At 67.1% G+C, this 19,429-nt stretch carries 23 protein-coding genes and 1 riboswitch; of the genes, 17 read left to right on the top strand and 6 right to left on the bottom strand.

Annotation, left to right across the window (positions count from 1 at the left end; genetic code table 11):
- Positions 1-125 precede the first annotated feature (125 nt).
- From ACYRGX_RS00350 to ACYRGX_RS00335, 4 genes are all read left to right on the top strand, one after another.
- The gene (locus ACYRGX_RS00350; RefSeq protein ID WP_473054647.1) at positions 126-1,022 is read left to right on the top strand and encodes an AEC family transporter; all 897 of its coding nucleotides are present in this window, start codon (positions 126-128) and stop codon (positions 1,020-1,022) included.
- An 82-nt stretch (positions 1,023-1,104) separates the two neighbouring features.
- Positions 1,105-1,191 (top strand): small membrane protein YohP, encoded by an 87-nt coding sequence (locus ACYRGX_RS00345; protein ID WP_473056604.1) that lies wholly within the window; start codon positions 1,105-1,107, stop codon positions 1,189-1,191.
- Between the two features lie 39 nt (positions 1,192-1,230).
- Positions 1,231-2,118, top strand: a complete 888-nt coding sequence (locus ACYRGX_RS00340; protein WP_473054646.1) for an esterase/lipase family protein — start codon at positions 1,231-1,233, stop codon at positions 2,116-2,118.
- A 128-nt stretch (positions 2,119-2,246) separates the two neighbouring features.
- On the top strand, positions 2,247-2,453 hold the full coding sequence (locus ACYRGX_RS00335; protein ID WP_473054645.1) for a hypothetical protein: 207 nt from the start codon (positions 2,247-2,249) through the stop codon (positions 2,451-2,453).
- Positions 2,454-2,606: 153 nt separating this feature from the next.
- Here ACYRGX_RS00335 and ACYRGX_RS00330 read toward each other — a convergent pair whose 3' ends face one another.
- The 5 genes from ACYRGX_RS00330 to ACYRGX_RS00310 all read right to left on the bottom strand — a co-directional run bounded on the left by ACYRGX_RS00330 (position 2,607) and on the right by ACYRGX_RS00310 (position 7,087).
- The gene (locus tag ACYRGX_RS00330; RefSeq protein WP_473054644.1) at positions 2,607-3,869 is read right to left on the bottom strand and encodes an Hsp70 family protein; all 1,263 of its coding nucleotides are present in this window, start codon (positions 3,867-3,869) and stop codon (positions 2,607-2,609) included.
- A gap of 67 nt (positions 3,870-3,936) precedes the next feature.
- A complete protein-coding gene (locus ACYRGX_RS00325; protein ID WP_473056603.1) occupies positions 3,937-4,899 on the bottom strand; it encodes a lysylphosphatidylglycerol synthase transmembrane domain-containing protein in 963 nt (320 codons plus the stop codon).
- 22 nt (positions 4,900-4,921) lie between these two features.
- The gene (locus ACYRGX_RS00320) at positions 4,922-5,623 is read right to left on the bottom strand and encodes a VC0807 family protein (protein WP_473054643.1); all 702 of its coding nucleotides are present in this window, start codon (positions 5,621-5,623) and stop codon (positions 4,922-4,924) included.
- Positions 5,624-5,969: 346 nt separating this feature from the next.
- A complete protein-coding gene (locus ACYRGX_RS00315; RefSeq protein WP_473054642.1) occupies positions 5,970-6,665 on the bottom strand; it encodes a class I SAM-dependent methyltransferase in 696 nt (231 codons plus the stop codon).
- Entirely contained in the window at positions 6,662-7,087 is a 426-nt protein-coding gene (locus ACYRGX_RS00310; RefSeq protein WP_473054641.1) for a YbaY family lipoprotein, read from the bottom strand. The genes ACYRGX_RS00315 and ACYRGX_RS00310 overlap by 4 nt, the downstream gene beginning before the upstream one ends.
- 122 nt (positions 7,088-7,209) lie before the next feature.
- Here ACYRGX_RS00310 and nrdR point away from each other — a divergent pair, with 122 nt between their 5' ends.
- From nrdR to ACYRGX_RS00245, 13 genes are all read left to right on the top strand, one after another.
- Positions 7,210-7,680 carry a transcriptional regulator NrdR gene (gene nrdR / locus ACYRGX_RS00305; RefSeq protein WP_473054640.1) on the top strand — a complete coding sequence of 157 codons (471 nt, stop codon included), beginning with the start codon at positions 7,210-7,212 and terminating at the stop codon, positions 7,678-7,680.
- Positions 7,681-7,703: 23 nt separating this feature from the next.
- The gene (gene ribD, locus ACYRGX_RS00300) at positions 7,704-8,786 is read left to right on the top strand and encodes a bifunctional diaminohydroxyphosphoribosylaminopyrimidine deaminase/5-amino-6-(5-phosphoribosylamino)uracil reductase RibD (protein ID WP_473056602.1); all 1,083 of its coding nucleotides are present in this window, start codon (positions 7,704-7,706) and stop codon (positions 8,784-8,786) included.
- A gap of 126 nt (positions 8,787-8,912) precedes the next feature.
- Positions 8,913-9,056: riboswitch (FMN riboswitch) on the top strand.
- A 136-nt stretch (positions 9,057-9,192) separates the two neighbouring features.
- Positions 9,193-9,855 carry a riboflavin synthase gene (locus ACYRGX_RS00295; protein WP_473054639.1) on the top strand — a complete coding sequence of 221 codons (663 nt, stop codon included), beginning with the start codon at positions 9,193-9,195 and terminating at the stop codon, positions 9,853-9,855.
- A gap of 14 nt (positions 9,856-9,869) precedes the next feature.
- Entirely contained in the window at positions 9,870-10,952 is a 1,083-nt protein-coding gene (ribBA, locus tag ACYRGX_RS00290) for a bifunctional 3,4-dihydroxy-2-butanone-4-phosphate synthase/GTP cyclohydrolase II (RefSeq protein WP_473054638.1), read from the top strand.
- 96 nt (positions 10,953-11,048) lie between these two features.
- On the top strand, positions 11,049-11,531 hold the full coding sequence (ribH, locus tag ACYRGX_RS00285; protein ID WP_473054637.1) for a 6,7-dimethyl-8-ribityllumazine synthase: 483 nt from the start codon (positions 11,049-11,051) through the stop codon (positions 11,529-11,531).
- Positions 11,528-12,013 (top strand): transcription antitermination factor NusB, encoded by a 486-nt coding sequence (gene nusB / locus ACYRGX_RS00280; protein WP_473054636.1) that lies wholly within the window; start codon positions 11,528-11,530, stop codon positions 12,011-12,013. The genes ribH and nusB overlap by 4 nt, the downstream gene beginning before the upstream one ends.
- Positions 12,014-12,021: 8 nt before the next feature.
- Entirely contained in the window at positions 12,022-12,984 is a 963-nt protein-coding gene (gene thiL / locus ACYRGX_RS00275) for a thiamine-phosphate kinase (protein ID WP_473054635.1), read from the top strand.
- Positions 12,981-13,481 carry a phosphatidylglycerophosphatase A family protein gene (locus tag ACYRGX_RS00270; protein WP_473054634.1) on the top strand — a complete coding sequence of 167 codons (501 nt, stop codon included), beginning with the start codon at positions 12,981-12,983 and terminating at the stop codon, positions 13,479-13,481. Before thiL ends, ACYRGX_RS00270 begins: the two co-directional genes overlap by 4 nt.
- Positions 13,478-14,191, top strand: a complete 714-nt coding sequence (locus ACYRGX_RS00265; protein WP_473054633.1) for a substrate-binding periplasmic protein — start codon at positions 13,478-13,480, stop codon at positions 14,189-14,191. Before ACYRGX_RS00270 ends, ACYRGX_RS00265 begins: the two co-directional genes overlap by 4 nt.
- A 356-nt stretch (positions 14,192-14,547) precedes the next feature.
- A complete protein-coding gene (gene ribA, locus ACYRGX_RS00260; RefSeq protein WP_473054632.1) occupies positions 14,548-15,162 on the top strand; it encodes a GTP cyclohydrolase II in 615 nt (204 codons plus the stop codon).
- Positions 15,159-15,575: an MFS transporter gene (locus ACYRGX_RS00255; protein ID WP_473054631.1), complete on the top strand. Its 417-nt coding sequence runs from the start codon at positions 15,159-15,161 to the stop codon at positions 15,573-15,575. The genes ribA and ACYRGX_RS00255 overlap by 4 nt, the downstream gene beginning before the upstream one ends.
- Positions 15,572-16,381 carry a cobalamin-binding protein gene (locus ACYRGX_RS00250; RefSeq protein WP_473056601.1) on the top strand — a complete coding sequence of 270 codons (810 nt, stop codon included), beginning with the start codon at positions 15,572-15,574 and terminating at the stop codon, positions 16,379-16,381. The genes ACYRGX_RS00255 and ACYRGX_RS00250 overlap by 4 nt, the downstream gene beginning before the upstream one ends.
- Before the next feature lie 72 nt (positions 16,382-16,453).
- A complete protein-coding gene (locus ACYRGX_RS00245) occupies positions 16,454-17,461 on the top strand; it encodes an AI-2E family transporter (protein WP_473054630.1) in 1,008 nt (335 codons plus the stop codon).
- A gap of 72 nt (positions 17,462-17,533) precedes the next feature.
- Here the strand turns inward: ACYRGX_RS00245 and ACYRGX_RS00240 are convergent, their stop codons facing one another.
- Positions 17,534-19,393: a TonB-dependent receptor domain-containing protein gene (locus ACYRGX_RS00240; protein WP_473054629.1), complete on the bottom strand. Its 1,860-nt coding sequence runs from the start codon at positions 19,391-19,393 to the stop codon at positions 17,534-17,536.
- Between the last annotated feature and the right edge of the window lie 36 nt (positions 19,394-19,429).

The raw sequence follows: 19,429 nt of genomic DNA, 5'->3' as shown, positions 1-19,429 counted from the left end.
GGGTGATAGGCACGTCATATCTGAGCGTTGCGCCCGCCGCTTCGTTCGCCAGGCGCCGTGCAGGCGCGTATGCTGCGCGCCTTCGTGACCCCGCGATGGGCGGGGCGAGGTGTCTGGAGTGGGGTATGCAGGCGATTCAGACGATCGTGCCTATCTTCTTGCTGATCGTGCTGGGCTACCTGATGGGGGCGCGCCGCTGGCTGGCGGGCGATGCCGCCGCGGGGCTGGCGAAGCTGACCTTCAAGGTACTGATGCCGGCAGTGCTGTTCGTCGGTATCGCCCGTGCGCCGCTGGCCGAGGGATTGTCGCCGATGCTGCTGCTCGGCTACTTCGTCCCGGTGCTGGGAGTGTTCGCGCTGATCAACGCCGTGGTTCACTGGCGCAGTGGTCGAGCCACGCCGCTGGGGCTGGTGGCCGCCTACTCCAACAACGTGCTCATCGGCATTCCCCTGGTCAGCGCACTGCTGGGTATCGGCAGCCTGGTCTACGTGTTCTCCATCCTGGTGTTCCACAGCCTGCTGCTGTTCACCGCGCACAGTCTCTATGCGGCGTTCGGTACGCGGGATAAGGTCGATCCGGGCAAGCTGCTGCTGAACCTGGCCAACCCGCTGGTCGTCGGCCTGCTCGCAGGCGCGTTGCTCAACCTCACCGGCTGGCGCGTGCCCGACTGGCTATGGACGCTACCTCAGTGGCTGGCACAGGCGGCGCTGCCCTGTGCGCTGATCGTGCTGGGCATCAGCCTGTCGCGCTACCGTCCGCAGCCGGATGCGACGGTGATCGGGCTGGTCATCGCCAAGCTGCTGCTGTTCCCCCTGGCCGTGCTGGCGCTGGGGCGCCTGCTGCCGCTGGATGACACGGCGCGCAGCGTGCTGGTATTGCTGGCTGCCTGCCCCAGCGGGGTCAACGTGCTGGCCTTCGCGCAACGTCCCGAGGAGGTGCGCATCGTCGGTTCGACGGTCTTCCTCTCCACGGTCCTGGCCGCGCTCAGCCTGCCGATGTGGATGCATCTGGTACACGGCTGATGCCCGTCTGGCCGGAAGACGAAACGTCTGGGCGACAGCGTGGGTCAATTCCAATGAACCCGTCGTTCAGAGGAGCTTCATCATGCTGCGTTTCATCGGTGGTACTGTAGGTCTCATCTTCATCATCGGCCTGCTGGTGGTGATCGGTCTGTTCAAACTCTTGTTCTGACCGTCCCCGCAGGCGTTTTCGGCCTCCCAAGGAGGGGGTATGTCCGACCCTGCGCTGCGCTATCCCTTGTTGCTGGTACCGGGCCTGCTGGGTTTCGTGCGCATGCCTGGCGCCAGCTATTGGCATGGTATCGAGGCGGCGTTGTTGGCCGAGGGCGTGCAGGTGTATCCGTTGCGCCTGGTCGCCACCCATGGGCACGCCTTGCGTGGCGAGCAGCTCCTGACGCAGATGCGCCGACTGCTGAAGGAAAGCGGTGCGAAGAAAGTCCATCTGCTCGGGCACAGCCAGGGCGCGATAGCCGCGCGCTACGCGGCTGCTCACTGCCCGGAGAACGTGGCTTCGGTCACCTCCGTGGCTGGGCCCAATCAGGGGTCGGAACTCGCCGACTTCCTGCAGCGGCGCTACCCAGCGGGTAGCCGCGGCGAGCGTTGCCTGGCCGCGGCTGTGAGCGCGGTGTCCTGGGCCATGGCTCGTCTGGAGCGCTGCCCCAGCGGGCTGCCCGAACCACGCGACGTGCTCGCGGCGCACCGCGAGCTGACCCGTGTCGGCATGGCCGAATTCAACCAGCGTTATCCCCAGGGCGTGCCCGCGGTCTGGGGCGGCGAGGGCGCCCATGAAGTGGATGGCGTGCGTTATTACTCCTGGAGCGGCGTGTTACGCCCAGGGGTGAGCGACCAGGGCGCCAATCGCCGCGATCCGACCCAGTGGCTGTGTCGTTACCTATCCCGCAGCTTCGTCCGCGAGGCGGGGCAGAACGATGGCATCGTCGGGCGCTTCAGTTCGCACCTCGGCCAGGTACTGCGCTCCGATCACCCGTTCGACCACCTGGATATCGTCAACCAGTGGCGTGGACGGGTCGGGCCTGGCTTGAAACCGGTACAACTGTTCGTCGAGCACGCGCGACGCCTGGCGGACATGGGCCTTTGACCCGCCGTCGCGATTCCCGACTCGGTGATCGCGACAGGCGGCGCGGATTTCGACCGCTCGGCGGCATGGCAGAACATCCTCGGCGTGTCGCGGATCGACAGTCATGTAGCCCTTGCCGGAGAAAGACCATGCGACAGAGCGGCTTCTACGCAGTCCATTACACCCTCGATGGCGACCGTCTCACCGACGTGCTCGCCGATCTCGACGTACCCGTCACCCAGGCGGTGCGCGAGCTCGCCCGGCGTCACCTGCCGGTCGGGCGCTCGCTGGAGTCGATCAGCATCGCCGACGTTCGTGTGCAGCCTCTCTATGAGATAGAGCGTCGGCAGGCCTAGGGCCATTTCTGGCACAACCCCACGGGCCGGTGCCTGTTTTGGCGCGATACGGCGTTGCTCGTCTTGGACTTACCCCGGTAAGCACAGCGACTCGCGCCTTGTCTCGCGCCAAAACGGGCATCGGCGCGGCCGCGAATGAAACGGGAACAGGCCCTAGCCGTAGCGCCGAGCGGCCTCGATGGCCAGGCCGCTACCGATGCTGCCGAAATTGTCCCCTTCGACCACCCGCGCGCCCGGCAGGCGCGCGGAGACGGCCTGACGCAGCGCCGGTACGCCACTGGAGCCGCCGGTGAAGAACAGCGTATCCACTTCGTCCGCGCGCAGCCCCGCGCTACGCAGCAGTGTCTCGATGCAGTCGCCGATGCGTTGCAGCGGTGCGTCGATGGCGGCGTCGAAGTCGGCGCGGGAGAGCCCGGCGGCCAGTTCGTCTTCGATGCGCTCCAGGGCGATACGGTGCGTGGCGGATTCGCTGAGGGCGATTTTCGCCGCTTCCACCTCGATCGCCAGCCAGTGCCCGGCGCGCTGTTCGATCAGGCGTTGCAGGCGGTCGATGCCTTGTGGCTGCAGGCTGTCGTAGCGCATCTGCTGTAGCGAGAGGCTGGCCTTGCGCGTGTACAGCAGGTTGATGGTGTGCCAGGTCGCCAGGTTCAGGTGGTGGTGGGTCGGCATCGGCGCGCCGCTGCGCATCTGGCTGCCCAGGCCGAACAGCGGCATCACCCCATGCATGCTCAGCAGCCGGTCGAAGTCGGTACCGCCGATGTGTACGCCGCCGGTGGCGAGGATGTCCTCGTCGCGCTCCGCACGCTGTCGGCGTTGCGGTCCCAGGCGCAGCAGCGAGAAGTCCGAGGTACCGCCGCCGATGTCGACGATCAGCACACGCTCTTCGGCGCTGATGCGCGACTCGTAGTCGAAGGCCGCGGCGATCGGCTCGTACTGGAAGGACAATTCGCGGATACCGACCTCGCGGGCGACCGCTTCCAGGGTCGCCGCGGCTTCGTCGTCGGCGGCCGGATCGTCATCGACGAAGAACACCGGACGGCCCAGCACGGCACAATCGAAGGCCCGGCCCGCCTGGGTTTCGGCGCGCTGCTTGAGCTCGCCGAGGAACAGCCCGAGGATTTTCTCGAAAGGCATGGCGCCGCCGAGCACGGCGGTTTCGCCCTTCACCAGCTTGGAGCCGAGCAGGCTCTTCAGGGAGCGCAGCAGACGCCCCTCGTAGCCATCCAGGTATTCGCCGAGGGCGGCGCGGCCGAAGGCCGGGCGACGCTCCTCCACGTTGAAGAAGATCACCGATGGCAGCGTCGGACGCCCATCCTCCAGCGGCAACAGCGCGGAGACGCCGGGGCGCAGCCAGCCGACGGTGGAGTTGGAGGTGCCGAAGTCGATGCCGCAGGCGCGGGCGGGGGTCTGGAGCATGCGAGCCTCCACGAAAAAACGGCCGCGCAGTATAGCGATGCAGGCGCTGGCGTCGAGGCCTGTCCGATCAGTGCTCCTGTTGCGCCTCGAGTGCCGCGCGCAGGCGCCGACGCTCGCGCCACTGGTTGCCTTCGAAGGTCAGTACGACGAACAGCGAGAGGCCGAAAGGGAGCAGCAGATAAAGGCAGCGGAAGACGATCAGCGCCGCCAGCACGTCAGCCTTGGGCAGCTCCGGCAGGGCCGCGAGGAAGGTCACCTCGAGCACGCCCAGGCCGCCCGGCGCGTGTGACAGCAGGGCCAGGGAGAACGATGCGAGGAACACCCCGAGGATCACCAGGAAGCCCGGGTTCCCGGCGCTGGGCAGGGCGAAGTAGATGATCGCCGCGGCGCAGGCCAGCTCCAGCGGGCCGGCCAGCAGCTGCCGTACGACGATGCGCAGGCGCGGGTACTCCAGCCGCCACTTGCCCCAGGTGCGCGCCTCGAACTGGCGCCAGGCACCGAGCACGTAGAGCCCGACCAGCGCCAGCAGGCCCAGCCCGACGGACAGCGTGAGCCCGCGCGGCAGCTCCAGTACACGGTTGCTCAGGGCTGGCTCGAACACCAGCACCAGGCCCGCGGCGAGCAGCGTGCCGAGCAGGAAGGTGAAGGAGCAGAAGACGATCAGTACGCCGATTTCCTGGGGTGAGAGGTCCTTGCTGCGGTAGGCGCGATAGCGCACCAGGGCGCCGGAGAACACCGAGGCGCCGATGTTGTGCGCCAGGGCATAGGTCGTGAAGGAGCACAGGGTGATGAACCACCAGGAGATCGACTTGCCCAGGTGGGCGATGGCGATGCGGTCGTACCAGGCCAGCGCGCAGTAGGCACCGAGGGTCGCCAGCACGGCGGCCACCCAGTGTCCGGAGGAAATCGCCGCCAGGCTGTCGGCGATTTCCTCCAGCGAAATGTTGCGCACCTCGCGATACAGCAGCACTCCGGAGAGCAGCACGGCGCCGAGGCCGACCAGGCTCCAGAGGATGTCGCTGCGCTTCATCTTCATGCCGATCGTCCGTCGCTCATGGGCGCTGCACCATGATCTCTTCCAGGCCCAGCCCGGTGAGATCATGGATGGTGCGCCAGAGGTAGTAGAGCAGCGCCACCAGCATCAACGTCGAAGGGCCGACGATGACCGGATAGCTGAGCAGGTTCATGCGCCCCAGTTCGGCGTTGAAGGCCTCGCTGCCGGCGGGGCTGACCACGATCCAGCGCGCCAGCAGGTAATTCATCAGCGCCGAGAAGAAGAAGGTGCCGGCCAGGCCGTAGGTGGCGCGCGACAGGCGACGTTCGAAGGCCTCGCTGTGGCCCCGCGCGGCGAGGTGCTCGGCGACCTTGGCGACATCAATGACGCGCTCGTTGTAGAGCAGCGTGCGGATCAGCGGATAGCGGGTGAAGTTGGAGATCAGCACGGCGGCGCCGATCAGCGCGGGCACCGTGGCTTCCTTGATCGCCAGCCAGGTCGCGTCCAGGCGCAGCAGGCCGATGCCGCCGGTGAGCAGCACGCTGACCAGCCCGAGCAGGGCGATGACGTTGAACTTGCGGTAACGCAGCGCTTCGAAGGCACCCCAGCCGAGCGGGAAGGCCAGCGCCAGCAGCAGCGCGCCATCGGCGCCCAGGTGCTGCTCGCTACTGAGCTTCATGAGGATCGCCGAGGGGATCAGCAGGCTGACCAGCAGGTCGACGAGCGGACGCGGACGATGTTCGGGAGGCGTTCGAGGCATGCGCGGAACCGGGGCAATGGCAGTGGTTGAATGATCCCCGGCGCGGGCCTGGCAGGCTAGCCGGGAAGGACTCTTCTATGTGACAAGTTGTTCGCCGCAAGACTCCCTGCCCGTGCCCAGGTCGAGTGGACCCGCGTGGTAGAGGCTCACCCGGCGAAATTCGTCGGGCTTGGCTAGGGCCTGTTGCCGTTTCATTCGCGAGCCGCGTTGTCGCCAGAAATGACCTGCGGTTAGGCGCAGGGCGCCGGCAATGGTCATTCCCTTGCCAAGTCCTGCAACGACAGCGCAGGTCATTTCTGGCACAACCCGGAGGGCCGGTGCCTGTTTTGCCGCGATACGGCGTTGCTCATCTTGGACTTACCCCAGTAAGCCCTGCGACTCGCGCCTTGTCTCGCGGCAAAACAGGCACCGGCGCGGCCGTGAATGAAACGGCAACAGGCCCTAGGTCCGGCCAGGTGCAGGCGTCGAATTGGCCGAAACGACGATAGCGCGGATGGCTGAAATCGCGAATCCGCGAGTCCGCTACCAGCACCGCATCGGCGCGCGCCACGAAGGCGTCCAGCAGTGGCAGGTTGGCGCGATCGTAGAGCACGTCGGCGACCAGGATCAGGTCGTAGTGCTGCGCCTCGGCGAAGAAGTCCGCCGAATACTCCAGCTCGACGCCGTTGAGCTCGGCGTTCGCGCGACAGGCGAGCAGCGCCAGTGGATCGAGATCGCAGGCGGTGACCCGCGCCGCGCCGGCGCGCGCCGCGGCGATGCCGGCCACCCCGGAGCCGGCGCCGAAATCCAGCACCCGGCGTCCCTCCACGACCTGCGGGTTCGCCGCCAGCCAGCGCGCCAGCACCAGGCCGCTGGCCCAGCAGAAGCTCCAGTAGGGCGGCTCTTCCAGGATGCGCCGGGTCTCTTCCGGGCTGAACGCGCGATCCATGTTGGCGGCGTCGATCAGCCACAGCGACAGCCCGCAGTCCGGCAGCGGCGTGGCGACCAGGCGCGCATCGCCGAGACACGCGTGGAGTGCCGCCTGCAATGCGGCCTGGGTCACGGCGCCATCTGCAGGGTCAGACTGCCCAGGCGCAGCGGCGCCTGGGTGTCGATGCGCATGGGCGGCAGGCGGCGTACCAGCCAGCCATGGGCGCTGGCGCGGGCACGCAGCTCGACGCGGGTGTCTGCGGGCAGTTGCAGCGGCTGGTAATGCAGCACGAAGGGCGTTTCGCCGTCCTGCGCCGGCATGCGTGTGCTGGCTAGGGTCCGTAGCGGGCGGTCGCGGGCATCCACCAGCAGTAGCGCGACTTCCAACTGGCTGCCCGGTGGCGCATTGCGCAATTGCCCGCTCAGTGCGAGTCCGCTCTGCGCGGCGACGGGCGCGGTTGCTACCGGCGTGGAGGGTGCCGGAGCGGTCGGCGGCGTTTCGGCGCAGCCGCCGAGCAGCAGGCTGGTGAAGAGTAGGGAGAGAGGCAGGCGCATGACGATTCGACGATGGCGGGTGATGAACTTCAGACAGCGCGCTGTATAGCCCAATCCGCGCCGTTTGTCCCTGCGATGCGCTACCATGGCCGCCCGTTTTTTCGTACCGGCGTGTGTTTCCCATGCATTGTCCCTTCTGCAGTGCCCACGACACCAAGGTCATCGATTCGCGGCTGGTGGCCGAGGGCGACCAGGTGCGTCGCCGTCGCGAGTGCCTGGCCTGCGGTGAGCGTTTCACCACCTTCGAGACCGCCGAGCTGGTGATGCCGCGGCTGATCAAGCAGGACGGCAGTCGCCAGCCGTTCGACGAGGAGAAGCTGCGTGGCGGCATGCAGCGTGCGCTGGAGAAACGCCCGGTGAGTGTCGAGCGCTTGGAAGAGGCGATCGCCCACATCAAGAGCAAGCTGCGCGCCACTGGCGAGCGCGAAGTGAAGTCGCGGGTGCTCGGCGAGTTGGTGATGGGCGAGTTGAAGAAGCTCGACGAGGTCGCCTTCATTCGCTTCGCCTCGGTCTACCGGCGTTTCCAGGACGTCAACGAATTCCGCGAGGAAATCGAGCGGCTGTCCCGCGAGCCCGATGGGGAGTCGCGGTGAGCGCCATCAACGACTCCCAGTGGATGGCCCGTGCCCTGCAACTGGCGCGCCTCGGGCTCTACTCCACGCATCCCAATCCGCGGGTCGGTTGCGTTCTGCTGCGCGATGGCGAGGTGGTGGGCGAGGGCTGGCACCAGCGTGCCGGCGAGCCGCATGCCGAGGTCCACGCGCTGCGCCAGGCCGGCGAGCGCGCACGCGGCGCGACCGCCTACGTCACGCTGGAGCCATGCAGTCACCACGGCAGAACGCCTCCCTGTGCCGACGCCTTGTTGGCGGCGGGCGTGTCGCGGCTGGTGTGCGCCATGCAGGACCCCAATCCGTTGGTCGCCGGGCGCGGCCTGGCGCGCCTCGCCGCGGCCGGTGTGAGTTGCCTGAGCGGCGTCCTGGAGGATGAGGCACGGGCTCTCAATGAGGGCTTCGTCAAGCGCATGGAACAGGGCCTGCCGTACGTGCGGGTCAAGTTGGCGATGAGCCTGGACGGGCGCACCGCCATGGCCAGTGGCGAGAGCCAATGGATCACCGGACCCGCGGCGCGCGCCGAGGTGCAGCGTCTGCGGGCGCGCTCCAGCGTGGTGATCAGCGGCGCCGACACCGTGCTGGCGGATGGCGCACGGCTCACCGTGCGCGGCGACGAACTCGGGCTGGAGGCGGACGCCCGCGAGCTGGCGCTGTCGCGTCCGCCGGCGCGGCTGCTGATCGATGGTCGCCTGCGGGTGCCGCTGGAGGCGCCGTTCTTCAGCGCCGGTAGCGCCTGGGTGGCCGGCGGCAGCGAGGCCGATGAGCCGCGTTATGCCGCCGCCGGACATCGTTGGCTGCAGGGCGTGGCGGCGGACGGTCGGGTCGACCTGCGTGCGCTGCTCGAACGGCTGGCCGCCGAGGGCGCCAATGAGGTGCTGGTGGAGGCTGGTCCGAGCCTGGCCGGCGCTTTCGCCCGTAGCGGGCTGGTCGACGAATACCAGATCTTCATGGCGCCCAAGCTGCTGGGCAGCAGCGCGCGGCCGTTGCTCGACTGGCCGCTGGCGCGCATGGCCGAGGCCCCGGCACTGCGCATCCGCGATATTCGTGCGGTGGGCGACGACTGGCGGATCATCGCGGTACCCGCCTAACCACCCGGCTGCGCGCTCCAGGCGTCGTCAAAGCGATGGCAAATGTGTTAAAAACACCCGCCGGCCTTAGGGCCTGTTGACGTTTCGGCGCGGCCGTGAACGAAACGTCAACAGGCCCTAGTGCCGGTACGTTCTCAGGGCGGGGTGAAATTCCCCACCGGCGGTGATGGTGCAGCGCACCCAGCCCGCGAGCGCTTGCCCCAGGCAAGGTCAGCAGATCCGGTGAGACTCCGGAGCCGACGGTTAGAGTCCGGATGAGAGAGAGCGGGACATTCCCGGCGCGCGTCCGTGCGCCGGTCGTTTCCCTATCGATCGCCATGCCCTGTTTTTTCCAAAACAGGAGTCCATCGATGTTGCACGAATCAGGAGCCGGTCCGCGGCTCGCCCGAGAGGGCGGGGAGGTCGCATGTTCACCGGCATAATCGAATCCATTGGGCAGATCCGCGAGATGACTCCGCGTGGCGGCGACGTGCGCCTGCGCGTGGCCACCGGCAAGCTCGACCTCGCCGACGTCAAGCTCGGCGACAGCATCGCGGTGAACGGCGTCTGCCTGACCGCGGTGGAGCTGCCCGGCGACGGCTTCTGCGCCGACGTCTCCCGCGAGACCCTGGCGCGTACCGCCTTCGCCCAGTTCAAGCCCGGCACGCCGGTCAACCTGGAGAAGGCGCTGACCCCCACCAGTCGCCTGGGCGGGCACCTGGTCAGCGGCCATGTCGATGGCGTCGGCGAGATCGTCCGCCGCGAGGAAAATGCCCGTGCGGTGCAGTTCGGCGTGCGTGCGCCGGCCGAGCTGGCGCGTTACATCGCGCTCAAGGGCTCGATCACCGTGGATGGCACCAGCCTCACGGTGAACGCGGTGAACGGCGCCGAGTTCGAGCTGACCATCGTCCCGCACACGCTGGCCGAGACCATCATGGTCGACTACCACCCCGGTCGCCTGGTGAATCTCGAGGTCGACCTGCTGGCGCGCTACATCGAGCGCCTGCTGCTGGGCGACAAGGCCGCCGAGCCCAGCGCCTCCGGCATCAGCGAAAGTTTTCTGGCCGAACACGGCTACCTGAATCGATAAGGAATACCGCCGACATGGCACTCAATACGATTGAAGAACTGGTCGAGGACATCCGCCAGGGCAAGATGGTCATCCTCATGGACGACGAGGACCGCGAGAACGAAGGTGACCTGATCATGGCCGCCGAATGCGTGAAGGCCGAGCACATCAACTTCATGGCCAAGCACGCCCGCGGGTTGATCTGCCTGCCGATGAGCAAGGAGCGCTGCGAGCGTCTGCGCCTGCCGCTGATGGCGCCGCGCAACGGTTCCGGCTTCGGCACCAAGTTCACCGTCTCCATCGAGGCGGCGACCGGCGTCACCACCGGCATCTCCGCCGCCGACCGGGCGCGCACCGTGCAGGCCGCGGTGGCCAAGGATGCGGTGGCCGAGGACATCGTTTCACCCGGGCACATCTTCCCGCTGATCGCCCAGCCCGGCGGCGTGCTGGCGCGCGCGGGCCACACCGAGGCGGCCTGCGATCTGGCGCGGATGGCCGGTTTCGACGAGTCGGGGGTGATCTGCGAGGTGATGAACGACGACGGCAGCATGTCGCGCCGCGCCGAGCTGGAGACCTTCGCCGCCGAGCACGGCATCAAGATCGGCACCATCGCCGACCTGATCCACTACCGCCTGCTCCACGAGCACACCGTGCGTCGGGTCTCCGAGCAGCCGCTGGATACCGAGCACGGCACCTTCCAATTGGTCACCTACCGTGATTCGGTCGAAGGCGACGTGCACATGGCGCTGACCCTCGGCGAGATCAGCCCCGAGCTGCCGACCCTGGTACGCGTGCACAACATGGAGCCGCTGCGCGACCTGCTGATGGTGCGCCAGGCCGGCCGCTGGACGCTGCGCGGGGCGATGGCCGAGGTGGAGCGCGCCGGCAGCGGCGTGGTGCTGCTGCTCGGCCACCTGCCCAGCGCCGAGGAGATGCTCGCGCAGATCCGCGAAGGCGGTGCGCCCAAACCCGCCTCCACCTACAGCACGGTAGGTGCCGGTTCGCAGATCCTGCGTGACCTGGGCGTACGCAAGATGCGCCTGATGAGCGCGCCGATGAAGTTCAACGCCATATCCGGCTTCGACCTCGAGGTTGTAGAATACCTCTCCCCCGAGTGACACCGGACCGCCACCCGGCGCCTGTTTGGCGTCGGGTAATGCTCTATCACGGTGCGCTCGACGCGCCGGCTCTTTAACCGCATCACGAGATTCCCCATGACCCTGAAGACCATCGAAGGTACCTTCATCGCCCCCAAAGGCAAATTCGCCCTGGTGGTCGGCCGCTTCAACAGCTTCGTCGTCGAGAGCCTGGTTTCCGGCGCCGTCGACGCGCTGGTGCGCCATGGCGTTGCCGAAGACGACATCACCATCATCCGCGCTCCGGGCGCCTTCGAGATTCCGCTGGTCGTGCAGCGCGTCGCGCAGAAGAACGACTTCGCGGCCATCGTCGCGCTGGGTGCGGTGATCCGTGGCGGCACCCCGCACTTCGAATACGTGGCCGGCGAATGCACCAAGGGCCTGGCCCAGGTGTCGCTGCAGTACGAAGTCCCGGTCGCCTTCGGCGTGCTGACCGTCGATTCCATCGAGCAGGCCATCGAGCGCTCCGGCACCAAGGCCGGTAACAAGGGCGCCGAGGCCGCGCTTTCCGCACTGGAGATGGTCAGCCTGATGGCCGCTCTGGAGGATGGTGACAAGTGAGCCTGAACCGCGACGACGACGCCCAGCCGGCCAAGCCGGCGAAGGGCCGCATCGCCACCCGCCGGGTGGCACGCAGCCTGGCCATGCAGGCGCTCTACCAGTGGCACATGGCGGGCCAGTCGCTCAACGAGATCGAGGCCCAGTTCCGCGTCGACAACGACTTCGCCGGTGTCGACGGTGCCTACTTCCACGAACTGCTGCATGGCGTGCCGGCGCACAAGTCCGAGCTCGACGAGGCACTGGCGCCCTGCCTGGCGATTCCCCAGGAGGACCTCGATCCGGTCGAACTGGCGATCCTGCGCCTGTCCGCCTACGAGTTGCTCAAGCGCGTGGACGTGCCCTACAAGGTAGTGATCAACGAGGGCATCGAGCTGGCCAAGGTCTACGGCGCCACCGATGGTCACAAGTTCGTCAACGGCGTGCTGGACAAGCTGGCGCCGCGTCTGCGTGCCGCCGAAGTGCGGGGCGCCGGCAAGGCCTGAGGCGTGCGGTGGGTGAGTTCGAGCTGATCCGCCGTTATTTCGCCGCCGCGGCCTGCGCACGCGGTGGCGAAGGCATCGTCCTGGGCATTGGCGACGACTGCGCGCTGCTGGCCCCAGGCCCCGGCGAACAACTGGCGGTGTCTACCGATAGCCTGGTTGCCGGGGTGCATTTTCCCGATCCCTGCGATCCCTTTCTACTCGGCCAGCGCGCGCTGGCCGTGGCAGCCTCCGATCTGGCCGCGATGGGCGCTGCGCCCCTGGGCTTCACCCTGGCGCTGAGCCTGCCGCAAGCGGACGAAGCCTGGCTACGCGGCTTCGCCGAAGGGCTCGATGCGATGGCCGCGCGCTGCGGCCTGGCGCTGGTCGGCGGTGACACCACACGCGGGCCCCTGAGCCTGACCCTGACCGTTTTTGGCCGGCTGCCGGCGGGAGCCGCGTTGCGCCGCGACGGTGCCCGCGCCGGCGAACTGCTCTGCGTCGGCGGCAGCCTCGGCGATGCGGCCGGGGCCTTGCCGTTGGTGCTCGGTGAGCAGGACGCGGCGGGGCCGCATGCGGAGGCGTTGCTCGCCCACTACTGGGCGCCGCCGCCGCAGTTCGCCCTCGGCCTGGCCTTGCGCGGTCGTGCCGGCGCCGCGCTGGACATCTCCGACGGCCTGCTCGCCGACGCCGGGCATATCGCCGAGGCGTCCGGGGTCGCTCTGCGGATCGAGCGTGAGCGCCTCCCGCTGTCCACGGCGCTGCGCGAGGTGCAGGGCGATGCGGCCGCGGCATTGGCCCTCTGCGGCGGTGATGACTATCGTCTGTTGTTCACCCTGGACGAGCGACATCTGCAGGCCGTGTGCGAGGTGTTCGCCGAGGTCTGCGTCATCGGGCGTGTCGTCCACGGCGAAGGCGTGCATGTGTCAGGCCCCGATGGTCAGGCGCTGCGCGTGCCGGGCCGTGGTTATCAGCATTTCGGAAGTCCTTCATGAGCGATCCCGTCGAGTCCGTCAGTTCCTCCGTGCCCGTCAGTGTCTGGCGCGATCCCTGGCACTTTCTCGCCTTTGGCCTGGGCAGCGGCACCTTGCCGAAGGCGCCCGGTACCTGGGGTTCGCTGCTGGCGCTGGGGTTCCTCCCGGCTTTGCAGTTGCTGCCGGCCTGGAGCTACCTCGCGCTGCTCGTCGCCGCCAGCCTGTTCGGCATCTGGCTGTGTGGCCGGGTCGCCCGCGAGCTGGGTGTGCATGACCACGAAGGCATCGTCTGGGACGAGTTCGTCGGCATCTGGATCACCTTCTGGCTGGCGCCGACCGGTTTGGGCTGGGTGTTGCTCGGGTTCGTGCTGTTCCGCCTGCTGGACATCCTCAAGCCCTGGCCAATCGGCTGGCTGGACCGGCACCTGGAGGGTGGCCTGGGCATCATGCTCGACGATGTGCTGGCAGGTATCTGCGCCTGGGGGCTGCTGCAGGCCTTCGCCTGGGGCCTGGCGTGAAATCGCTGCTGCCATTGCTGCTGGGACTGGTCGCGACGCTGCAAACCGTCGCCGCCCCCCGCGAGATCGTCGTCGCCAGCGAAGCCTGGGAGCGCTACAGCGAGGCGGATGGCAGCGGGCTGGCCTGGGATCTGCTGCGCGAAGTGTTCGAGCCCGCCGGGGTGAGCCTGAAGATCGTCAGCGTACCTTACACGCGCGCCAGCGGTTTGGTGCAGCGCGGCAACGCCGATGCCTGGTTGGGCGCCTACGCCGCCGAGCAGCCGGAAGCGCTCTATCCGCGCTGGCACTATGATGTCGATTCGATTCAGGCGCTCGGCCTGGCCAGTCTGCCGGTGCCCAGCCTCGATGGCCTGGCCAAATTCCGCCTGGTGTGGATGCGCGGCTACGGATTCCAACAGTACCTTCCCGGACCGCTGCAGTACCGTGAGGTGCGAAGCCGCAACGGGATCATCGACATGCTCGAACACGGCTATGCGGATTTCTACCTCGACGACGATGACGAGGTGGCGGAAGTGCTGAAGCAGGCCGAGGACCCGAAGCGCTTCCAGGTGCTCGATCTCCTTCACCTGCCGCTGTATCTCGCCTTCCATGACAGTGCCCGCGGGCGTGCTTTGCGCACGCTTTACGATGAGCGCATGGACGAGTTGGTACGCAGCGGTGCGTTGCGCGAGATCTTCGCCCGCTGGCAGCAGGATTATCCCTATCTCTGAACGTCGCCGCCCTAGGGCCTGTTCTCGTTTCATTCGCGAGCCGCGTTGTCGCCAGAAATGGCCTGCGGTTAGGCGCAGGACGCAGCCAATGGTTATTCCCTTGGCAAGTCCTGCAACGACAGCGCAGGCCATTTCTGGCACAACCCACAGGGCCGGTGCCTGTTTTGCCGCGATACGGCGTTACTCGTCTTGGACTTACCCCGGTAAGTCCTGCGACTCGCGCCTTGTCTCGCGGCAAAACAGGCGCCGGCGCGGCCGTGAATGAAACGGGAACAGGCCTTAGGCGCCTTTTCGCTGACTCAGCGACAGCGGTGGCGCTACAATGTCGCCCCTGTCCCTACCCTGGAGCCTGAACGGTGTCCGTCGTTTTCGTTGCCTCCTCCAAACTGCCTACGCCGTTCGGCATCTTCGAGATGCACGGATTCCTCGAGGAGGAGACCGGCAAGGAGCACGTGGCGCTCACCCTGGGTGACGTGGCCGATGGCGAGCCGGTGCTCGGTCGTCTGCATTCGGAGTGTCTGACCGGCGATGCGCTGTTCAGCCTGCGCTGTGATTGCGGCTTCCAGCTCGAGGCGGCGATGCGGGCCATCTCCGAAGAAGGTCGTGGCGTGATTCTCTACCTGCGTCAGGAAGGTCGTGGCATCGGCCTTCTGAACAAGATCCGTGCCTACGAGCTGCAGGACCAGGGTGCCGATACCGTCGAGGCCAACGAGCGGCTGGGCTTCGGTGCCGACCAGCGTGACTACGCGATCTGCCTGCCGATGCTCGAACACCTGGGCATCCACTCGATCCGCCTGATGACCAACAACCCGCGCAAGATCAAGGCGCTGCAGGGCTTCGGCATTCGCGTTGCCGAACGCCGTCCATTGCAGACCGGGCTCAACCCGCACAATGCCAAGTACCTGTCGACCAAGGCCGGCAAGCTCGGCCACCTGCTCGGTCAGGTGCACCAGAACGAGACCTCGGCGTGAATCGCGCCGCGACCCGCGCCGCGCTGTTGTGGCAGTGGTGGCTGCTGGGCCTGGCGGTGCTGGCGCCGCTGCCGCTGTTGGCGTGGCTGGTGGAGGCGCCGCAGGTGCCGGAGCAATTGCCGATGGCGGTGTTCCTGCTCGGTCTGGCCAGTCTGTTTCCTACCCTGCGCGCCTTTCGCCACTACAAGCGGGCGCTATTCAGCGTGGCGCGTGAGCGTGATGGCGCCGGCGAAGCCGAGGCCTGGGCACAGATGGCGCGGGTCTGGCGGCGTGCGCTGCTGGTTGCCGGGCTGCCCGCCTGGCTCGCTGTGGTCGGCCTGTTCTGCGGTCTGGAAAGCGTACCGCTGATGCTGCTCTGGGCCAGCAGCGTGCTGCTGTTGTGGCTCTACCGGTTGCCGCGCCAATTGTGCTGAGGTCCTTCGCGACCGGCCTGCTGTGCCTTTTCCTGGGATTGCCGGCGCTGGCCGCGCAGCGGGTGGTCAGCCTGGCGCCCTCGCTCTCGGAGATCATGCTCGAACTGGATGCCAGCGACCGCCTGGTCGGTGTGCTCGATGGCGGCGAGCGTCCCGCCGCGCTGGCCCGGGTGCCGTCCGTCGGGCACCTCGGGCAACTCAACATGGAACGCCTGCTGGCGTCGAAGCCGGACCTGGTGCTGCTCTGGCCGGGTAGCCTGCCGGCGGCCCAGCGCGCGCAGCTCGAAGAACTGGGCATCCCGTTGCTGGTGGTCGAGCCCCATGACCTGCAACAACTGGCCGAGAGCTTCGCGCTGATCGGTGCGCGGGTTGGCCACGCCGAGCAGGGCGAAGACCTGCGCCAGCGCTTCGAGCAGGGCATGGCGCGGCTGCGCGAGCGCTACGCAAGGGCGCGCCCGCTGCGGGTCTTCTACCAGGTCTGGCACCAGCCGCTGTACACCATTGGCGGCGGACAGATCATCAGCCGTGCGCTGGAGGTGTGTGGCGCGCGCAACCTGTTCGCTGCGCTGACCCTGCCGGCGCCGCAGGTCTCGGTCGAGGCGGTGCTGGCGGCGGACCCCGAGGTCATACTCGCCGGCAGCGGCGCCGAACTGGAGCCCTGGCAGGCCTGGCCGCAACTCAGCGCGGTGCGTCTTAAGCAATTGCTGGCGGTGCCGGACAAGGGCCTGGAACGCCCCAGTTTTCAGATGTTGAAGGCGACCGAACGGCTCTGCGAGCGTCTCTCCGAGGCCCGCCCCGCGGATTAGCTGCTTCATGTCACTGGCATTGTGCCGGCGCTGGTGGCAGATTGAGCTTCCCGTCCAGTCGTTCTCTTGCACATGTCCCCGCCGTCCTACCGTTTCGTCCTCGCCAGCGCGCTGATCGTGATCGTCGCCCTGCTGTTGGCGCTTCCCCTGCAACTGTTGCCCAGCCTGCTCGCCGGGCTCCTCGTGCATGAGCTGGTGAACAGCCTCACGCCGCCGTTGCAACGCCTCTTCGCCGGGCATATGGGCCGCCTGCTGGCGGTGGGGCTGCTCAGCGTGGTGATTATCCTGGTGCTCGGGCTGGCTTTCGCAGGCGCGTTTTCCTTCGTGCTGCACGAGGTCAACAACCCGGGGCAGCTGTTCGCCCGGGCGATGGACCTGATCGATCGTGCCCGTGAGCAATTGCCCGAATCGCTGGTCAGCTACCTGCCGGCGAACGTCGACGATATCCGCCAACTGCTGCACGACTGGTTGCGCGGACACGTGGCGGAGTTGCAATTGGTCGGCAAGGGCGCGGTGCACCTGTTCGTCACCGTACTGATCGGCATGATCCTTGGTGCGGTGGTGGCATTGCAGCGGGTTCCCGCGCCGGAAACCCTGCGTCCGCTGGCCGCGGAACTGCTGGTGCGGGTGACGCACTTCGCCCGTGCCTTCCGCAACATCGTCTTCGCGCAAATCAAGATCTCCCTGCTCAACACCACCTTCACCGCAGTGTTCCTCGCTGGCGTATTGCCTCTGCTGGGTGTCGAGCTGCCGTTGACCAAGACGCTGATCCTGGTGACGTTCATAGCCGGACTGCTGCCGGTGATCGGCAACCTGATCTCCAACACGGTGATCAGCATCGTCGCGCTGTCGGTGTCGTTGTGGGTGGCGGTGGTCGCACTGGGCTATCTGGTGCTCATCCACAAGCTCGAATACTTCCTCAACGCGCGCATCGTCGGCGGCCAGATCAACGCGCGCTCCTGGGAGCTGTTGCTGGCGATGCTGGTGTTCGAGGCCGCCTTCGGCCTGCCGGGGCTGGTGGCCGCGCCGGTCTACTACGCCTACCTGAAGACCGAGCTGAAGGTGCAGGGCTGGGTCTGAGGTTCCAGCGTATCAAGCCCTAACGCACGAGGCCCGCTGATGCGGGCCTCGTGGTTCTTGCGGGGGCGCGTGTTACAGCGCGGGGGTCCAGGTCACGCCGAACAGGGCGGTGCGGCCCAGTTCCTGGTAGCGGAAGGGGACGCTGGCGAAGCTCGCATCATAGGCCGTGCCGGTGGCCTGGTAGTAGTCGTGGTCCAGCAGGTTGTCGATCTTCAATTCCAGGCGCAGGTCCTTGCGCGCCAGCCAACTGGCCCGCAGGTCGAGCACGCCGTAGCCCGGGATTTCCTCCGCGTTGGCCACATCGTTATAGCTATGGCCAACCAACTGCCAACTTCCACCGATGCTGTAGTCGCCGAAGTGGCGGTCCAGGTCGAACTTGAATGTATTCTGCGGACGGCGCGGTAGACGCTGGCCATCATTGCTACCACCACTGGCGTTACGTGCATCGACCAGTGAATAGCTCGCCTGGGCCTGCCAGCCGGGCAGCGTATAGAAAAGGCTGGTTTCCAGGCCTTGGATACGCGCTTTGTCCACGTTGACCGATGGGTAGCCAACGATCGCGTCGTCGATAACGGTGTGGTAGGCCGAGAGCTCCAGACGTGTCTCGGTTGTCAGCTGACTACGCCATTGCAGCTCTTGGGTGCGCGCCTTCTCGGGATTCAGGTCCGGGTTGCCGTTGCCGTACTGATCATAGAGGTCATTGAAGTTAGGGGCGCGAAATGCCTCGTTGTAGGAGGCAATGAGATCGTTGGTGTCATCCAGGTGGTAAGTGACAGCGGCATTCCAACTGGTGTGGCCGCCGTACGCTTGGTTATCGTCGTAGCGCGCCCCTACTTCGGTGGCGAAGCGTTCGGCTTCCAGGCGATGTTGAATGAAGACCCCATGGTTCCAGCGTGAGTCCTGCGCGAAATCCGGAGCGCTATGCAGCTCGTCCTCGTACCAGTCGACACCTAACTGAAGCTGTTGAGTCTCGCTGAGACTGAGGGTGTTGAGCCAGGACGCCTGATCCCGATAGGTGTTGTAGAGGGACATGCCATAGGACGCATTTGACGTTTGCCGGTCTTCGGCATGGCCGAGTTCGAGCCGGCTGCTCCAGTAATGGCTGAGCCGGGCGTCGAGGAAGGCGCTGGCGCTCGACAGCTCGAAGTCTGTATCGGCGGGGGTGGTCGGGTAGTCAGTGTTGTCATATTCCGCCTTGCCAGTCTGGCGCAGCAGGTTCACGCCGGCCTGCAGGCTGTCGCTGAAGCGATGCGACAGGCTCAGGTTGAAGGCTTTGTTGCGGTAAGCGCTGTCCTCGCTGCCGGGCAGGTCCGTGCGCTGCGTGCCATCGCTTTCATCGAGGGACGCGCCGAGGTCGAAACGGGTCTGCGCGTCACCGCCGGAGAGGCCCAGGCTGCGCTCGAAGGTGCCGTGGCTGCCAATGCCGAAGTGCACGCGCGGGCTCAGGCCCGCCTCGCCGCGGCGGGTGAATATCTGCACCACGCCGCCGACGGCGTCGGCACCGTAGAGCGCCGAGCGGCCGCCGCGTACCACTTCCACGCGCTCGATCTGGTCGAGGTTCAGGTATTCCAGCGAGGTGAGGCCGCTGGAGGCGCCGGCGATGCGCACGCCATCCACCAGTACCAGCGCCTGGGCGCTGCTGGTGCCGCGGATGAACAGGCCCGAGAGGCTGCCCGGGCCGCCGTTGCGGGTGATGCTCACGCCCGGGGCATGGCGCAGCAGGTCGAGCACGTCGGTCGGTTGCAGCCGCTCGATATCGGCGCGGGTGAACACGCTGCTCGCCGCGCTGCTCTGCGCGCGTTCTTCCACGCTGCGGTCGGCGGTGATCAGTAGCGCGTCGAGCTTGAGCGCGTCCTCGCGCGAGACCTCTTCGGCGGTGGCGGGCAGGGTCGGCAGCAGGCTGATCGCCAGCGCCAGGGGAGTGAGTTTCATGGACGTCCTCAAAGGCGAAAGAAGGCTTCGAGGAGG

Source organism: Pseudomonas sp. R4-15, from assembly GCF_055768815.1.
This window is presented reverse-complemented; position numbering and strand designations above follow the sequence as displayed.

What these genes read in the sequence shown, in the direction of transcription:
- ACYRGX_RS00350 (WP_473054647.1), top strand. Translation starts at nt 126, where the DNA reads ATGCAGGCGATTCAGACGATCGTGCCTATCTTCTTGCTGATCGTGCTG.
- ACYRGX_RS00345 (WP_473056604.1), top strand. Translation starts at nt 1,105, where the DNA reads ATGCTGCGTTTCATCGGTGGTACTGTAGGTCTCATCTTCATCATCGGC.
- ACYRGX_RS00340 (WP_473054646.1), top strand. Translation starts at nt 1,231, where the DNA reads ATGTCCGACCCTGCGCTGCGCTATCCCTTGTTGCTGGTACCGGGCCTG.
- ACYRGX_RS00335 (WP_473054645.1), top strand. Translation starts at nt 2,247, where the DNA reads ATGCGACAGAGCGGCTTCTACGCAGTCCATTACACCCTCGATGGCGAC.
- ACYRGX_RS00330 (WP_473054644.1), bottom strand. Translation starts at nt 3,869, where the DNA reads ATGCTCCAGACCCCCGCCCGCGCCTGCGGCATCGACTTCGGCACCTCC.
- ACYRGX_RS00325 (WP_473056603.1), bottom strand. Translation starts at nt 4,899, where the DNA reads ATGAAGCGCAGCGACATCCTCTGGAGCCTGGTCGGCCTCGGCGCCGTG.
- ACYRGX_RS00320 (WP_473054643.1), bottom strand. Translation starts at nt 5,623, where the DNA reads ATGCCTCGAACGCCTCCCGAACATCGTCCGCGTCCGCTCGTCGACCTG.
- ACYRGX_RS00310 (WP_473054641.1), bottom strand. Translation starts at nt 7,087, where the DNA reads ATGCGCCTGCCTCTCTCCCTACTCTTCACCAGCCTGCTGCTCGGCGGC.
- nrdR (WP_473054640.1), top strand. Translation starts at nt 7,210, where the DNA reads ATGCATTGTCCCTTCTGCAGTGCCCACGACACCAAGGTCATCGATTCG.
- ribD (WP_473056602.1), top strand. Translation starts at nt 7,704, where the DNA reads ATGGCCCGTGCCCTGCAACTGGCGCGCCTCGGGCTCTACTCCACGCAT.
- ACYRGX_RS00295 (WP_473054639.1), top strand. Translation starts at nt 9,193, where the DNA reads ATGTTCACCGGCATAATCGAATCCATTGGGCAGATCCGCGAGATGACT.
- ribBA (WP_473054638.1), top strand. Translation starts at nt 9,870, where the DNA reads ATGGCACTCAATACGATTGAAGAACTGGTCGAGGACATCCGCCAGGGC.
- ribH (WP_473054637.1), top strand. Translation starts at nt 11,049, where the DNA reads ATGACCCTGAAGACCATCGAAGGTACCTTCATCGCCCCCAAAGGCAAA.
- ACYRGX_RS00270 (WP_473054634.1), top strand. Translation starts at nt 12,981, where the DNA reads ATGAGCGATCCCGTCGAGTCCGTCAGTTCCTCCGTGCCCGTCAGTGTC.
- ACYRGX_RS00245 (WP_473054630.1), top strand. Translation starts at nt 16,454, where the DNA reads ATGTCCCCGCCGTCCTACCGTTTCGTCCTCGCCAGCGCGCTGATCGTG.
- ACYRGX_RS00240 (WP_473054629.1), bottom strand. Translation starts at nt 19,393, where the DNA reads ATGAAACTCACTCCCCTGGCGCTGGCGATCAGCCTGCTGCCGACCCTG.